Below are 16,176 nucleotides of genomic sequence, written 5' to 3' on the forward strand. Positions count from 1 at the left end.
CGTTATCATCATTTATTGTCAGCATGCGTGAGCTGTTCAAGGCCGACAATTAGGCAATCGGTAACAAAGGGTTCGTGACCTACGAAGGTTGGTGCTAGCATCATCAAGCTGTCTCTTAGGAGTTTTTTCATGCGCCGCTTCGATTTTGTCACCCTCAAACTGTTTATCTCCGTAGCGGATGAAGGCCGCCTGACGGCTGCCGCCGAGCGCGAACACCTGGCACTCGCCGCAGTGAGCAAGCGTATTAGCGACCTGGAAGCACTGGTAGGCACCACGCTGCTTTACCGTCGCCCCCGTGGCGTAGAGTTAACGCCTGCCGGGCAGGCCTTTTTGCACCATGCCCGGCGTATTATGGATAACATCGAGCGGCTGCATGCCGAACTCAGCGAATACGGCGAAGGCGTGCGCGGTCATGTGCGTATTCACTCCAATACATCGGCGATCATTGCTTTTCTTCCCCAGGATCTCAGTGCTTTCTCTCGTCTCTACCCTGAAATCAAAATTGACCTTCAAGAGCGCGTTAGCAGTGAAATCATTGCCGCCGTACGCGATGGATTAACCGATATCGGCATTTTTGCCGGGCATGTGGCGGCGCCGGATCTTCAGCAGCTCTCTTATCGCCATGACCGACTCGTGTTAATGACGCCCATTGATCACCCCCTAGCTGAGCGTGAAAGCATCGCTTTTAACGAAGCGCTGGCCTTCGATTTTATTGGCTTACAGCAGGACGCCTCGTTGCAATCGCTGTTGAATGAACAAGCTAACCTAGCAGGCAAAGCGCTGCGTATGCGCATTCAGGTACGTAGCTTTGACGCTATTTGCCGGATGATTCACCACGGTATGGGCGTTGGCGTACTCCCCGAGCAGACCATCTATCGTGATCTGGGTGATTTGCAGCTCAAAAGCATCCCGCTTAGCGACCCCTGGGCTCAGCGCGAGCTTGTGATTGGTATGCGCCGCTATGCTTCACTACACGTCACCGCTCGGCACTTGGTTGACCACCTTACCGAAGGCCAGCCCCAGGTTAGTCCCGCAGTATCGTAGGCGCCGACCACTGCTGGCAGAGCGGCATGACTTCCAAACGGGTGATATTGACGTGGGGCGGTAGCGAGGCGACATGCAGCGCTTGCTCGGCAATATCTTCGGGCTGTAGTGGTTGGGCCCCTTCGTAATAACTGTCGGCAACGCTGCTGTCGCCTTTCATGCGAACCAGGGTAAATTCACTCGCCGTCATCCCAGGGGCTAAATCGGTTACCCGTACCCCTTGAGGGCCAACATCGCAGCGTAGGTTGTAGCTAAACTGCTCTACAAACGCTTTGGTAGCGCCGTAAACATGACCACCTGGGTAGGGCGTATGGGCCGCGATAGAGCCCAGGTTGATCACGGTTGACCCAGGCCCAGCGGCAATTAGCTTGGAGAGTAAATGCCGTGTCACGGTGACAAGCCCTTTAATATTGGTATCGATCATGCGGTACCAATCTTCTAGCTCTGCGCTCTGCGCTGGACCTTTACCCAGGGCCAGGCCGGCGTTATTTATCAGCGTATGCACATGCTGAAAACGCTCGGGCAGGGCTGCTACTACGCTGGCCACTGATTGCGGGTCGCTTACATCTAGCTGAGCCGTGTAGACCGGCACATGCTTTTCCAGCGTCGCTTGAAGGGCTTCTAAGCGCTCCTGACGTCGGCCCGTTAACACCAGCGCCCAGCCTGCTTGAGCGAAACGGTGGGCGCAGGCAAGGCCGATGCCTGAGGTGGCGCCGGTAATAAACGCGACGGGGGCGGCTTCGTGCATGGTGAATGCTCCTAAGATGAATTGTTATTGGAAAGCAGCTTAATCGCCTATTGAGAGAGCCAAGCGCTACGGTTAGATATTCATCTTTGGTCGTATAGGCAAGGCCGGTGGCGTAAAACAGCGCGCTATAGCGACGTTTCTAGCCATCGTATTTGACGAAGCCAGCCTTCTTGAACGTCGATTTGAGCCCCTCGACGGCTTGTTTCAAGATCGAACTAGCAACACATCCAATAACGACAACCGTAGAGAGTGCATCCCATGCGGAAACAACTGTTTGCCACGCTGGCTACCCTAGGCATGCTAACAACGGCCCCGTTCGTTTTAGCTAACCCCATCGAAATTCAAGTTAACAACACCATGAGTGAAGGCGGCTCGGAAAGCGCTGCGGTGGAGCGCTTTGCTGAGTATTTAGAAGAGCAGGCGCCAGGGCGCTTTGAAGTGCGTCCCTTTTTAGCGGGTTCTCTGGGCGGTGAGAATGCCGTGTTGGAACTTCTTAACCTGGGCCAAACCCAGCTCTCCTTGACCGGTGGTAACTGGCGTCAACAGTATGCGCCTGAATATGACGCCATTACGGTTCCCTTCGTGTTCACTACCTGGGATGAAGTCGACGCCTATATGGAAAGCCCTTCCGGCCAAGCGCTGGTCGAGAAAGCAGAAAACCAGGGCGGGTTAAAATATTTTGGTCTGCAGCACCGCGGGCCCCGCCACATGACCGCCAATAAAGAGATACATACCCCAGATGATCTAGATGGCTTCCGCCTGCGCCTACCTTCGCTGCCGGTATGGCTGGAGGTGTGGGAAGAGATCGGTGCTCAGGTAGTGAACGTGCCCGCACCAGAGATTTATCTCGCCATGCAGACCGGCCAGGTCGATGGCCACGAGAACTCGCTCTCCTCCCCCTATACCCGGCGCTTATGGGAAGTGCAGGACTACCTGATCATGACCAGTCACGTGCAGTTTCCGTGGAGCTGGGTGGCCAGTGCTCGCTGGTGGGATGGCTTAGAAGAGGAAGATCAAGCGCTGATCGAAGAGGCCATTGAGGTGGCCCGCCAGTATGGGTCCGAGCAAGAACGCGAACTCGATGAGTTCTATCTGGAAGCGCTGCAGGATGAGGGCATGACCGTCATTGAGCCGGATGTTGCGCCTTTCCGCGAAGCAGCGTTACCGGCTATCGATCGTGTCATGGCCGACATGGCCGAGGGCGTTCGTGAAGATGCGCTGGGTAACGACAGCGAGTAAAGCGCGCTAGACAGAAATTGCGGCGGCCCATCGGGCCGTCGCTTTTCTTCATTACAAATAAGTTTTCAGCAGTCAGGGTAAGGAGTTCTCCAGTGGAAGACGCGGTAGCGCCCAGTAAGGGGCCAGATCGAATTGCTTTCTATACGCTGCGCGGCGTTACACGTCTGTGCGATAGCGTGGGCGTGGCGTTAATGGCCGCCATTCTGCTGCTGATCGTGGCGGCGGTTATTGCCCGCGATCTGCTGGGGCTGGGCATGCCCTGGACCGAAGAAGTGGCGTCCATGCTGGCGATTTACGCGATTGGCTTCGGGTCGCTATCCGCCTGGGTACGCAGCGAGCATCTGGTGGTCGATTTGTTCAGCCACAAGCTTTCCGGGCTGGGTAAGAATATCCAGTACCGTCTCACTGCGCTGATCTCCTGCGGCTTTTTTGCACTGGCCGCCTGGGGGGCTTGGATCATGTCGGACATGAGCGCCAACAATAAAACCGTCTCGTTAAGTATCAGTTTCAGCTATCTCTATTACGGCATCTTTTTCAGCTTTGTGGGCATGGCACTCATTGCCTTTTGGCAAACGTTGCGCGGCCCGGTGGTGTGGTTGGAATCGTCCCATGAAGAGGAGGTCTCACAACCATGACTGAACTACTGATTTTCGTCGGTGGCTTGTTAGTTCTGATGGCCATTGGCTTGCCCGTGGTGGTCGCCATTGGCGTGACCTCGTTTATCGCGTTATTCGCCACCGGTGCCGGCGGGCTACCCGTCGAGTTACTCCCGCTGCGCATGGTGCAAACCCTCAATAACTTTACCCTGCTGGCGATTCCGCTGTTCATCCTGGCCGCCAATATTATGAATATTGGCTCCACCACCACGCGCATTTTCGATTTCGCTACCGCGCTGGTGGGCTTTACCAAGGGTGGTTTGGGACACGCCAACGTGGTGGCCAGCTCTATCTTTGCCACGATGTCGGGCACCGCGGTGGCCGATGCCGCCGGGCTGGGTAGTATCGAAATCAAGGCGATGAAAGAGCGTGGCTACGAGTTGGGTTACTCAACCGGCATCACTGCCGCCTCCAGCGTAATCGGGCCAATTCTGCCGCCCAGTATCGCGCTCGTCGTTTATGGCTGGCTGGCCAATGTGAGTATTGGTGGGCTGTTTATGGCGGGGCTACTGCCAGGTATCTTGATGGCACTGCTGCTGATGGGAATGACCGTGCTGCTGTCTGCCAGCGGTAGGGTGGTGATGCCTAAACCCACGCCTTTTGACGCCTGCGAAGTTGTCCGCACCGGTAAACGCGCTATTTTGCCTTTGATGATGCCAGCGATTATCGTCGGTGGTATTTGGGGCGGTTTCTTCACGCCCACCGAGGCGGGCGCTATTGCCTCGCTCTACGCGATCATTCTAGGTGGACTGATCTACCGCGATTTGAATTGGAAGGATCTCTATAACGCCTTCAGTCGCACGCTGATGTTCAGTGCAGTTATCTTGCTGATTATTGCGGTCTCCAGCTTTTATGGCTGGATACTGGTGCGCATGGGGATTCCTCAGGCGTTAGCGGGTCAGGTCGCCAGCATCGATATGCCGATGTTTGCGTTGTTGCTCTGTTTTGCGCTGTTCTTCCTGCTCATCGGTTGCTTTATGTCGGTGATCGAAAGCATCCTGATTTTTACGCCGATTGTGGTGCCAGCGGCACTTAGCGCCGGTCTGGATCCGGTACATTTCGGCATCGTGATGGTCATCACGCTATCAGTGGGCGTCATTACGCCGCCATTTGGCACGGTGCTGTTTTTAATGGTGGGCATTACACGGCTGCGTTATGGCCAAGTGGTGACCGCGATACTACCGTTCCTGCTGCCGATCATAGCGACCATTTTGCTGTTGATTGCCGTGCCAGGGTTGGCCACTTGGCTGCCAGATATCATGGGGTACTAATTCAGAAGGAGCCTGTATGAAAATGCCGCACAACGCGTTTAAGCAACAGCTACTGGCGGGCCAACCCCAAACGGGAATTTGGCTCGGCTTGACCAGTGCTTACACCGCTGAGATTGCTGCCACAGCGGGCTTCGACTGGCTACTGATCGATGTGGAACATTCCCCTAATGATCTGACCAGCCTGCTTGCTCAGTTGCAGGCGCTGGCCCCCTATCAAAGCCACCCGGTGGTACGCCCACCCACCGGTGATGCGGTGCTGATCAAGCGCTACCTTGATATTGGCGTGCAGAATCTGCTCATCCCCATGGTCGAATCCGCTGAACAAGCGGCTGAGTTGGTCGCGGCCACGCGCTACCCACCCCACGGTATTCGCGGCGTTGGCCATGTGCTGGCACGCGCCTCGCGCTGGGGGCAGGCAGAAGATTACCTCTCACGCGCCGATGACGAAATCTGTCTAATGCTGCAGGTGGAGAGCCCCCAGGCGCTTGCTAACCTGGAGGCTATCGCTGCAGTAGAGGGTGTCGATGGGGTGTTTATTGGCCCGGCGGATTTGTCGGCGTCTATGGGGCATCTCGGCAATGCCAACCACCCTGAAGTGACAGAAGCGGTTAGTAACGCCATTAACAAGATACGCGCTGCGGGCAAGGCAGCGGGTATTGTCACGGTGGACGAGCAGGCAGCCCGCGGCTATCTCGCCGCGGGCTGTACCTTCGTTGGTGTCGGGATTGATACGCTGCTTTACGCCAATGCGCTGCGCGGTCTAGCGGGGCGATTCAAGCACGAATGAACCAAATAGTGATGAACCATGCTGGGGATTACTCCCCAGCAGGCAAAATCCTCCCTGGGTTCATCAATCCTTTGGGGTCGAATAGCGCTTTAACGCCGCTGACCATCTCCCGCTCAATCGGCGATAGCCGCGCCAAATAAGGCGCTTGCTTGGTGCGGCCAATGCCGTGTTCGGCGCTGATACTGCCATGAAAATCATCAAGCACTTCAAAAAGCCGCACCTCCAGGTTGTGCAGGTGGGCTTTCTTATCGCTATCGGCCATTGCCGTGGGCGGTAGAATATTGAAGTGCAGGTTGCCGTCGCCCACATGGCCGTAGGCAATAATGTCGCACTCGGGGGACGCTGCCATCACCACCTCGCTTGCCCGGCTCACGAAGTCGGGTATCGCCGAAATAGGTACCGAAATATCGGTGCGCAGATGCTCGCCGCGCCGCCTTTGACCTTCCAGCATACTTTCGCGGAACTGCCACAGCTGGGCGGACTGGGTATCGCTGGATGCCAGCGCGCCATCCAGCACCAGCTCGCGCTCCATGCCGGTTTCCAGCAGCGCTTCCAGCAAGGCACTCAGATCGATTGGCCCTGTGGCAGCAACCTCCATCAGCACGTACCAGGGGTAGGCATCTTCAAGCGGATCACGTAGCTCTGGCGTCGCTTCAATCGCCAGCTCGATGCAGCGGCGGGGAATCAGCTCAAACGCCGTCAGCAGATCGCAGCACTCTCGGCGCGCCAAACCGTAAAGGTCAATCACCGCCTGAACAGAAGGAAGGCCCAGCAGCGCCGTACGGTTCTGGGTGGGTCGCGGTGATAGTTTTAACACCGCCCCGGTGACGATGCCCAAGGTACCTTCGCTACCCAGAAACAGCTGCTGAAGGTCGTAGCCGCGATTGTCCTTGTGCAGCGCATTCAGGCTTTCCCAAACGCGTCCATCAGGCAGTACTACTTCAAGGCCCAGCACTAGCTCGCGCATCATGCCGTAGCGCAATACGTTAAGCCCGCCTGCGTTGGTGGCGATATTGCCGCCAATCTGACAACTGCCTTGAGCCCCTAGCGAGAGGGGAAAGTCGCAATCATGATCAAAGGCGGCCAGCTTAACGTTCTCAAGAATACAGCCTGCGTCTACTGTGATAGTGAAATTGACCGGATCAATGGTGCGCACGCTATTCAAGCGCTCTAAGCTGATCACCAGTTCCTGGCCATTGGCGGCGGGCAAGGCGCCTGCCACCAAGCCGCTATGACCGCCCTGTGGCGTCATCGCTATCCCATGCTCATAGCAGCGCTTTGCTATCTCGGCGACCTCAGCGGTATTGGCCGGGCGAGCCACAGCAAGCGGCATGCCCAGCGTATCGCCTGCCCAGTCGCTCACATAGCGCGCCATGGCGTCCGGTTCGCGCAGTAAACCCCGCTCGCCGAGCAGGCTGGTTAACTCATTTAGAAAGGTGGTGGTGTCGCTCATTAACGCTCTTCCTGCCAGGCTGCACCCTCAGGGAAGCGGTGCTGTGCTTGGGATTCTGCGTGCATGGCAATGCTGTACCCCGGCGCTTCGGGCACCTGATAGCGGCCACGGTTGATGACTACCGGGTCGATAAAGTGCTCGTGCAGGTGATCTACGTACTCCAGTACGCGGCCTTCAAGGCTGCCGGATACCGCGATGTAGTCGAACAGTGAGATATGTTGGGTGTATTCGCATAACCCAACGCCGCCGCCATGGGGGCAAATCGGTACGCCGAATTTAGCGGCCATCAGCACTACGAGAATAACCTCATTTAGCCCGCCCAAGCGTGCGGCATCCAACTGACAGTAGTCGATGGCATCCGCCTGGAAGAACTGCTTGAACATCACCTTGTTGTGGCAGTGCTCGCCGGTGGCGACGCCGATGGGTGCCACACGGTGGCGGATCTCGGCGTGGCCGAGAATGTCGTCAGGGCTGGTGGGTTCCTCGATCCATAGCGGGTCAAACTCGGCCAGGCGGCGCATTTTGGTGATCGTCTCGTCGACTTCCCACACCTGGTTGGCGTCCATCATCAGCACGTTGTCCCAGCCGATCTCATCGCGCAGCAGCGCTGCACGGCGGGCGTCCTCTTCGATGTCGCCGCCAATTTTCTGTTTGAAGTGCGTCCAACCTTCGGCCAGCGCTTCACGCGCCAGGCCGCGCACTTTCTCGTCGCTGTAACCCAGCCAGCCTGCGGAGGTGGTGTAGCCGGGGTAGCCATCACTGCGCATTTCGGCTTCTCGTGCCGCTTTGCCGGGGGTTTGGCGGCGTAGCAGGCAGATCGCTTCTTCTGGCGTTAATGCATCCGTCACAAAACGGAAGTCGAGACAGCGCACCAACTGTTCGGGCGTCATATCCACCAGCAGTTTCCACACCGGCTTGCCTTCTTTTTTTGCCCACATATCCCACACGGCGTTGACGATGGCGGCGGTAGCCAGGTGAATCGCGCCTTTATCGGGGCCAATCCAGCGTAGCTGGCTGTCACCAGTGATTTCCCGCCAGAAGGTGCCCATGTTATCAGTAATCGAGGCCAGCGTGCGCCCTTCAACCAGAGGTGCCAGCGATTGCAGCGCCGTAACGACAATCTCGTTACCGCGACCAATCGTGAAGGTCAGACCGTGCCCCTCTGGGCTGCCGTCATCGGTGTGCAGGATGACGTAGGCGGCGGAGTAGTCCGGCGCGGCATTCATGGCATCCGAGCCATCCAGCGAACGCGAGGTCGGGAAGCGGATATCCTGAATATCGACGCGAGTAATCGTTGTCATTGTGCTCTCCTTGGCGGTGCGATGAGTGGCGTAGTGATTGTCAGTATCAGCGGCGTGCTAAGTGGCGCATCAGTTCGCGAATGCCGTAGGTCCAGGGCGGCAGCTGATCACTTCTGCCTACCCGGTTGACCAGTGCGCCCAGGGCTGGAGTGGCGATGGTGACGCGATCACCCATATGATGGGTAAAGCCCTGGCCTTCTCCGTCGCGGTCCTGAATCGGCGAGAACATGGTGCCCAGGAATAGCATAAAACCGTCCGGATATTGGTGATGGGCGCCAATGGTTTGCTGCACTAGATCCAGCGGATCGCGGCTAATCTCGCGCATGTCGCTCTCGCCCTGGAGCAAGAAGTCGTCGTCTTCACCCTCGATACGTAGCGATACCTGGCAGTTGCGCACGCTGTCGATAGTAAAGTGGTCATCAAACAGGCGGATGAACGGACCAATGGAGCAGGAGGCGTTGTTATCTTTCGCCTTGCCTAACAACAGGGCGCTGCGCCCCTCGACGTCGCGCAGATTGACGTCGTTGCCTAAGGTGGCGCCGCGCACCTGGCCGCGGCTATCGACCGCCAGGACGATTTCCGGCTCGGGGTTATTCCACTGAGAGGAGGGATGCAAACCCACCGGCGTGCCAAAGCCTACCGATGAGAGCGGCTGGGCTTTGGTAAACACCTCCGCATCGGGGCCGATACCCACTTCCATATATTGTGACCAGCCACCGCGCGCCTGAAGCGCTTTTTTAAGCGACATCGCCTCGTCAGAGCCTGGCTTGATTTTAGAAAGATCTTTGCCTATCAGTGCCTGCAAATCGTCGCGAAGCTCCACCGCCCGCGCCGGATCGCCGCCCGCTTGCTCTTCGATCACGCGCTCTAACAAACTCACGGCGAAGGTGACGCCGCACGCCTTAACAGCCTGAACATCACAAGGCGCAAGCAGGTAAGGCGCCTGGGGTTGGGATAACTGGGAATTTTCCAGCAGTGCCTCGACAGTGCACAGAGGGGGCCCTTCCGCCTGCTGCACTACCGCTTGTAGGTCGTCGCGCTCCAGCAGGTCAGCCATGGTGGGCCCGAACGCGGTAATGTCGAACACCTGACCGTCGTTGACGGCCACTAGCGCAGGGCCAGGGTTTGGGCCATCCAGCCAAACGCGGCCTACCAGCAGTGCGTTATCCAGGTCGGTGGGAAGTGCATCCGTCGATGAAAGTGGCTTCATGTGCTTCTCCATTCGTTCTTAGAATTAGTTTTAATCGTTAGCAGCGGTAGGCGACTGGCGCTAAACGCGCCATCGCCTATCATGTTATAGATGTCGTGTTGTATGACAGGTATGCCAGTTCATGGCTTACTCTAGCGCACCGTTCCATTTCGGGTCGATAGTTAAATCTATCTGGATAAAGACGGTGTTGCTAAGCACAGCTCTCACCATAAAACAAAAAGTAGTAAGGAGAATTTCATGTTAGACGAGTGGAAAGGTAAACGTGTGCTGATCACTGGTGCCAGCCGTGGCATTGGCGCGGCAGTGGCGAAACAGCTGGGGGCGTTGGGCGCCCACGTAGCGGTGCATTATCACAGCAGTGAAGCGCCCGCGGAGGCTGTAGCCAAGGCGATTTGCGATGCGGGTGGCGACGCTTTTACCCTTAAAGCAGACGTCAGCCACACCCGCGAGACCCAAAAACTTGTCGACGATGCCGCCGAGCGTCTGGGCGGTTTAGACCTGTTGATCAATAACGCTGGGGACATGATGGGCCGTGTTGGCTTAGATGAGATGGACGATGACCAGTATGACCGGGTCATGGATCTCAATGTTCGCTCGGTTGTCATGGCCAGCCGCGCAGCGCTGCCGCATTTTCGCCGCGCAGGCGGCGGTAATATTATTCACACTACCTCGATTGCCGCGCGTAATGGCGGCGGGGGTGGCGCCGGTTTATACGCCTCGGCGAAAGGCTTTGTGAGTACGATCACTCGCAATATGGCCAAGGAGCTGGCGGGAGATAATATCCGCGTTAACGCCGTTGCCCCTGGCACGATTGCCACCGATTTTCATGATCGTCACTCAAGCGAGGCGCATCTCAACGCAGCGCGGGCATCGATACCCATGGGCCGGTTAGGTACGTCGGAAGAGTGCGTCGGGGCATACGTTTTTCTCGGAACCGATGCCTTGAGCGGCTATGTCACGGGTCAAATTATTGAGGTCAACGGCGGGCAGTTAATGCCATGAATAGCTCCCCACGCTGTTATGAAATCGCCATCACTATGGGTGACCCTGCCGGTATTGGCCCGGAGATCATTTGCCGCGCCTTGAGTGCCATGTCCGCCGCTGAGCGCGCCACGGCGATGATCATCGGTGACCCGGCGATTTATCGCCGGGCGGCGGCAAGTGTGGGCGCCGCGCTTGAATTCGTCCCACTGGAGCAGGCAGAGAGCGGTAAGGATCATGTGGCGGTCGGTGTGGTCGAGCTGCCGGAAGGCGTTGAGATTCTCGATGGTCAAATTAGCGCCGGGGCGGGCGATATGGCGTTTCGCTGCGTTCAAAAGGCCGTAGAACTGGTGCAGGCGAGGCGGGCGCAGGTGATTGTCACCGCGCCGCTGAACAAAGCAGCGCTGCATGAAGCCGGGCACCATTACGATGGACATACCGGTATGCTGGCGTCGCTGACCGGCGCGCCCTCGTCGTTCATGCTGCTGGCATCGGAAACGCTATCGACGCTGCATGTGTCTACTCACGTTTCGCTGCGCGAGGCGATCGACCGAGTCACCCCCGAGCGCATTATCGCCACCGTTGAGGCGGGGCATGCGCATTTGGTCGCGCTGGGCATGCAGGCACCGCGCATTGCCGTGGCAGGACTTAACCCGCATTGCGGTGAAGGCGGTATTTTTGGCGACGAAGATAGCCGCTGTATCGCTCCGGCAGTGGAGCGCTTACGCGAGCGCGGTTTCGATGTGAGCGGGCCTATCTCGGCGGATACGGTGTTTTATCGCGCCTCAAAAGGCGAATTCGATTTGGTGATTGCCCAGTATCACGACCAGGGCCATATCCCCGTCAAGCTGATCGCCTTTGATACCACGGTGAATGTCAGTCTCGGCTTGCCGCTTCAGCGCACCTCGGTGGACCATGGCACCGCCTTTGATATTGCCTGGCAGGGCAAAGCCGATGCCACCAATATGGGGTCGGCGATCGCCTACGCACGGCGGTTAGCCAGTGGCGCCAAGGCATGAGTAGCTGTCGATTGGCGATTATTGCCGACGATCTCTCGGGCGCGCTGGACACGGCCGCCCCGTTTGCCGCGCGGGGGGCAGATGCCCGCGTGGTGATCAGCCTGGAGGCATTAGCAACAACGCTGGAGGCCTGGCAAGGCCAGTGGCCAGCGGTTATCGCGGTGAATATCGAGTCGCGCCATCTTCCATCCGAGGAGGCGGCGCTTAGGGTGAGCGAAGCAGTGCGTTTGCTCACGCGAGTAGCGCCGCAGCAGTGGTTCAAGAAAGTCGATTCCACCCTGCGTGGCCAAGTAGTGGCCGAGTGTAAAGCGCTGCGAGAAGCGCTTGGTTTACCCCTGTTACTGGCACCCGCCGTACCAGCCCAGGGGCGAACAGTGCGTCATGCCGAAGTGTGGGTGGATGGCACTCCATTGGCCAATACCGCCTATCAACAGGATGCTCTTTCGACGCCGCTGGTCGGCCCGATTGATCTGGCATTTGCCGCCACCGGTTTGCCGCTACAGCGCTATCACCCTGGGTATGACGTTCCGCTCCCTAGCGGAGACTGCATCGCCGATGCCGAAAGCAACGAGGCGCTTTCGGCGCTCTATCAATGCGTGCTGAGTGCTGACGGTCGCTGGGCCATGGCGGGTGCCGCGGGGTTGGCAACGGCGATTGCCAAACACAGCTACAGATCGACTAATGCACCTTTTCGCTCGCTAGATCAAGTCGAAAATGTGCTTTATGCCGTGGGATCTAGAAGCCCGCGCGCTGCCGAACAGTTCCATCAACTGCGCCAACGTTTACCCGATTTGGCTGTTATTGAGGCCAGTGGTGACACGTATCTCCACTCTGCAATGGGTGTCTGTGCCGTGGTGCCTGGAGAAGATGGAAAAGATGAAGAGCGCACGGCAAGCCAGGTAGCCGAGGGGATGGCTGCCCAAGTGGCTGAGATGACCTCTGCTTGGCGAGGTGAAGAATCGAGTTTGCTGTTTTTAACCGGAGGCGATATTGCCATGGCCGTGCTCTCGCAGCAGGGTGTGAGCTACATCAACGTAGAGGCTGAGTGGTCGCCAGGGGTCGCGCTGGGATGTATGGATGGCGACACGCGGCGGCGGGTGATGACGAAAGCGGGCGGCTTTGGCGATCCACAGCTGCTAGTGCGTTTACATGAACAGCTCATTCCGCCGTCTTAATAGTCATCAACATGATTAAAATCCTTATCGGGAGGGTTGCGCAATGGTGGACGACCAACTAGGTTTGAAATAGGTGGTATGACACGTATATAGCACTATGATCGGTTACGTTGACTGCCGCCACTCGCACTATAACCAACAACAAATCCAATGGTTGTGAGGAGTACACGATGAGCCACAAAAGCCAACGCCATATCAAAATGGCCCGCTTGCTGACCGCCACTCTAATCGCTGCAGGCATCGGTTTTACCGCTGCGGCTCAAGCCGCCGAAAATCTGCGCTTCGCCCACGTTTATGAAACCTCTGAGCCATTTCACAAATGGGCGCTCTGGGCTGCCGATGAAATTGAAGAGCGTACCGATGGGCGCTACACCATGCAGGTGCACCCCGCCTCTTCGTTAGGTAAAGAGGAGGACATTAACGAAGGGCTTGAGCTAGGCACGGTGGACGTTATTTATACCGGCACACAGTTTGCTGGCCGCGCGTATGGGCCCATTGGTATTGCGGGCGCTGCCTACATGTTCCGCGATTTTGATCACTGGCAGGCCTTTGCCGACAGCGATCTGTTCCAAGAAATTGCCCAGGGCTACCAGGATCAGACCGGCAACGTTCCGATGGCGCTCAACTATTACGGTGAGCGGCATGTTACTTCCAATGAGGCAATCAACGAGCCTGCCGATATGGAAGGTCTCAAAATCCGGGTGCCCAACGCGCCGATGTACATGATGATGCCCGAAGCAGTCGGAGCCAATCCTACGCCCATCGCCTTTGATGAGGTCTACCTCGCCTTGCAACAAGGCGTAGTGGATGCCCAGGAAAACCCGCTACCGACTATCCGTGCCAAGGCATTTCATGAAGTACAGGATTACATCAACCTGACCGGGCACATTACCGATTCATTGATTACCATCGTGGGTGGCCCGCGCTGGAACCAGCTCTCTGAAGAGGATCGCGAGATATTCCGCGAAGTTTTCCAGGAAGCCGCCGAGAACAACACCCAGGATATCCTCAAATCCGAGGAAGAGTTGGTGGCGTGGTTCGAGGAGCAGGGCAACACGGTTAATGAAGTGGATCGCGACATCTTTCGTGAAGCCGTAGTGCCTGCTCACAATGGCGACGCTGCCACGTGGGATGAGGAAACCTACGAGCGTCTTCAGGCTATCGGCCAGTAATCCAACCCTTCCTTGGTTAGCAGCACTCCGCTTATCACTGAGCGGAGTGCCTGGAGCTTGGTGCCATGAATGATACGCGAGAAGACGCCGCGCCGATCGGCGACCCCATGGTCGATTTTGAATCAGCCTTTGACGATACCCCGTTCAGGCTAAGTGATTACCGGATTGAAGATTTGGCGACCCTAATACTCTTTTGGGCGCTGATTTTAGTGGTGTTTGCCCAATTTTTTAGCCGCTACGTAATGGGTGACTCTATTGGATGGACTGAGGAAATAGCCCGCTACCTGCTGATAGGCGTGGGTTTTATGGGCAGTGTGATGGCAGCCCGCAATGGCAGCCATATTATGGTGGAGTTCTTCTACCATTACATGCCTGCGTGGCAGGCCCTACTGCTTGAACGGCTCGTTAACCTCGTAAGCCTTACCTTCTATATAGCGATGGCGTGGGTGACCTATCAACTAGCGTCGCGCACCAATAGTTTGATGGTGTCCATTGATCTGCCCAAAAGCATCATCTATTTCACGGTATGCGCGGCGTTTGTATTAATGGCGATGCGTACCGTTCAAAGGCTCTACCTCAAGTATCAACACCGAAACGATGATGTTTAAAGGGTGGTATTCACCCCGCCATTTTTATTGAGAGGCCTGCTATGTCTCGACTAACTGTGATGCGCTGGCAAAAGCCACTCGTCTCGCCGCTGCTGGCGGCTCTTGCGGTGTTGGGCTGCGTGATCTTGCCACTGATGGGCTACCATTTAGCCTTTCTATTTTTTGCTCTGTTTACCATGTTGGTGCTTGGCGTGCCTATCGCCATCAGCCTGGCGGGCGCCTGTTTGATGTTTGTGCTGATCACCGGGCAAGTCCCCAATATCGTGGTGGCCCACCGCATGATTAACGGCATCGACAGCTTCCCGCTGTTGGCGATTCCGTTTTTTATCTTTGCCGGTAGTTTGATGAACAACGGCGGCATCACCGAGCGCATTTTCAATTTCGCCAAGGCCCTAATGGGTTGGATGCGTGGTGGGCTTGGGCATGTGAATGTGGGTGCCAGTATTGTGTTTTCCGGCATGTCGGGGGCTGCCGTTGCAGACGCTGGTGGACTTGGCATGATCGAAGTCAAAGCGATGAAAGACGCAGGCTACGATGAGGAGTTTGCGGTAGGTATTACCGCCGCTTCATCCACTATTGGGCCGATTATTCCGCCCAGCCTCCCCATGGTGATTTACGGCGTGATGGCATCCGCCTCAGTAGGCCAGCTATTTGCGGCGGGCCTGGTTCCAGGCCTGCTGATGGGCGCCATGCTGATGCTGATGATCTTTATTATCTCCCGTCGACGTGGTTATACCCGCGATGCGGTGTTCTCAATGCGCGTGCTAGGTCATACCTTCAAGCGGGCCTTCTTATCACTCATGACCCCGGTCATTATCGTGGGCGGCATTATCACCGGTGCCTTTACGCCAACTGAAGCTGCAGTAGCGGCGGTGTTCTATGCACTGCTGCTTGGCGTGGTGGTTTACCGCACGCTGACCTGGCGCAAGCTGCTGAAAGTCAGTATGGAAACTATTGAGACGACAGCCGTCATTCTGTTCATTGTTTCCTCCGCGTCGATCTTTGCCTGGATACTCACCAGCAATCAGGTCACCCAGAACGTGATTGCCTTAATGGGCCCCTTTGCCGACAGCAAGCTTGCCGTACTAATGATGGCCAATATCGTGCTGATTATCGTTGGCTGCTTTATGGAAACCATCGCCGCGATCACTATTTTAGTCCCGGTGCTGCTACCCATGGCGGTTGCCGTAGGCGTCGACCCGGTTCATTTCGGGGTGATCATGGTGCTCAACCTGATGATTGGCTTGCTCACCCCGCCGGTTGGCATGGTGCTCTATGTGCTTTCCAGGGTATCGAACGTCAGCTTCGAGCGCTGCATGCGTGGCACCATGCCGTTCCTGATTCCCTTGGTCATCTGCCTGCTATTGGTGACCTTTATTCCGGCGATCTCCATGTGGCTACCCACACTGATTTATCGTTAAGAACTGTCTCGAAGAACTGTCTCGAAGAACTGTCTCGAAGAACTGTCTCGTTAAGGACTGCCGGTAACGGATTAATATCAAGACCAGGAGT

At 56.8% G+C, this 16,176-nt stretch carries 15 protein-coding genes; 11 read left to right on the top strand and 4 right to left on the bottom strand.

Annotation, left to right across the window (positions count from 1 at the left end):
- The first annotated feature begins 129 nt into the window (after positions 1–129).
- Entirely contained in the window at positions 130–1,044 is a 915-nt protein-coding gene (locus tag MLE19_RS09645) for a LysR family transcriptional regulator (RefSeq protein ID WP_240717968.1), read from the top strand.
- Here the strand turns inward: MLE19_RS09645 and MLE19_RS09650 are convergent.
- On the bottom strand, positions 1,025–1,792 hold the full coding sequence (locus MLE19_RS09650; RefSeq protein WP_240717969.1) for an SDR family NAD(P)-dependent oxidoreductase: 768 nt from the start codon (positions 1,790–1,792) through the stop codon (positions 1,025–1,027). The two genes, MLE19_RS09645 and MLE19_RS09650, sit on opposite strands and share 20 nt — an antisense overlap.
- A gap of 258 nt (positions 1,793–2,050) precedes the next feature.
- On the opposite strand from MLE19_RS09650, the gene MLE19_RS09655 reads away from it, so the two are divergent.
- The 4 genes from MLE19_RS09655 to hpaI all read left to right on the top strand — a co-directional run bounded on the left by MLE19_RS09655 (position 2,051) and on the right by hpaI (position 5,745).
- Positions 2,051–3,031 carry a TRAP transporter substrate-binding protein gene (locus MLE19_RS09655; protein ID WP_240717970.1) on the top strand — a complete coding sequence of 327 codons (981 nt, stop codon included), beginning with the start codon at positions 2,051–2,053 and terminating at the stop codon, positions 3,029–3,031.
- Between the two features lie 92 nt (positions 3,032–3,123).
- A complete protein-coding gene (locus MLE19_RS09660) occupies positions 3,124–3,666 on the top strand; it encodes a TRAP transporter small permease (protein WP_240717971.1) in 543 nt (180 codons plus the stop codon).
- Positions 3,663–4,958: a TRAP transporter large permease gene (locus MLE19_RS09665; RefSeq protein WP_008959408.1), complete on the top strand. Its 1,296-nt coding sequence runs from the start codon at positions 3,663–3,665 to the stop codon at positions 4,956–4,958. The genes MLE19_RS09660 and MLE19_RS09665 overlap by 4 nt, the downstream gene beginning before the upstream one ends.
- Positions 4,959–4,974: 16 nt before the next feature.
- On the top strand, positions 4,975–5,745 hold the full coding sequence (gene hpaI, locus MLE19_RS09670) for a 4-hydroxy-2-oxoheptanedioate aldolase (RefSeq protein WP_240717972.1): 771 nt from the start codon (positions 4,975–4,977) through the stop codon (positions 5,743–5,745).
- A 28-nt stretch (positions 5,746–5,773) separates the two neighbouring features.
- On the opposite strand, the gene MLE19_RS09675 is transcribed toward hpaI, so the two are convergent.
- The 3 genes from MLE19_RS09675 to MLE19_RS09685 are packed head-to-tail and all read right to left on the bottom strand — an operon-like array spanning position 5,774 to position 9,709.
- Positions 5,774–7,198 carry an FAD-binding oxidoreductase gene (locus MLE19_RS09675; RefSeq protein WP_240717973.1) on the bottom strand — a complete coding sequence of 475 codons (1,425 nt, stop codon included), beginning with the start codon at positions 7,196–7,198 and terminating at the stop codon, positions 5,774–5,776.
- Positions 7,198–8,499, bottom strand: coding sequence for an L-fuconate dehydratase (locus MLE19_RS09680; RefSeq protein WP_240717974.1), 1,302 nt, complete (start codon positions 8,497–8,499; stop codon positions 7,198–7,200). The genes MLE19_RS09675 and MLE19_RS09680 overlap by 1 nt, the downstream gene beginning before the upstream one ends.
- A gap of 46 nt (positions 8,500–8,545) precedes the next feature.
- A complete protein-coding gene (locus MLE19_RS09685; protein ID WP_240717975.1) occupies positions 8,546–9,709 on the bottom strand; it encodes a fumarylacetoacetate hydrolase family protein in 1,164 nt (387 codons plus the stop codon).
- A 237-nt stretch (positions 9,710–9,946) separates the two neighbouring features.
- Between MLE19_RS09685 and MLE19_RS09690 the strand changes: the two genes are divergently transcribed.
- The 6 genes from MLE19_RS09690 (at position 9,947) to MLE19_RS09715 (ending at position 16,085) form a co-directional block, all read left to right on the top strand.
- A complete protein-coding gene (locus MLE19_RS09690; RefSeq protein WP_240717976.1) occupies positions 9,947–10,711 on the top strand; it encodes an SDR family NAD(P)-dependent oxidoreductase in 765 nt (254 codons plus the stop codon).
- Entirely contained in the window at positions 10,708–11,709 is a 1,002-nt protein-coding gene (gene pdxA / locus MLE19_RS09695; protein ID WP_240717977.1) for a 4-hydroxythreonine-4-phosphate dehydrogenase PdxA, read from the top strand. Before MLE19_RS09690 ends, pdxA begins: the two co-directional genes overlap by 4 nt.
- Positions 11,706–12,884, top strand: coding sequence for a four-carbon acid sugar kinase family protein (locus tag MLE19_RS09700; protein ID WP_240717978.1), 1,179 nt, complete (start codon positions 11,706–11,708; stop codon positions 12,882–12,884). Before pdxA ends, MLE19_RS09700 begins: the two co-directional genes overlap by 4 nt.
- 170 nt (positions 12,885–13,054) lie before the next feature.
- A complete protein-coding gene (locus tag MLE19_RS09705; protein WP_240717979.1) occupies positions 13,055–14,056 on the top strand; it encodes a sialic acid TRAP transporter substrate-binding protein SiaP in 1,002 nt (333 codons plus the stop codon).
- Between the two features lie 65 nt (positions 14,057–14,121).
- Positions 14,122–14,664: a TRAP transporter small permease gene (locus tag MLE19_RS09710; RefSeq protein WP_240717980.1), complete on the top strand. Its 543-nt coding sequence runs from the start codon at positions 14,122–14,124 to the stop codon at positions 14,662–14,664.
- A gap of 41 nt (positions 14,665–14,705) precedes the next feature.
- Positions 14,706–16,085, top strand: a complete 1,380-nt coding sequence (locus MLE19_RS09715; protein ID WP_240717981.1) for a TRAP transporter large permease — start codon at positions 14,706–14,708, stop codon at positions 16,083–16,085.
- The last annotated feature ends 91 nt before the right edge of the window (positions 16,086–16,176 follow it).

This window comes from Vreelandella neptunia, assembly GCF_022489065.1.
GTDB classification, from domain to species: domain Bacteria; phylum Pseudomonadota; class Gammaproteobacteria; order Pseudomonadales; family Halomonadaceae; genus Vreelandella; species Vreelandella neptunia_A.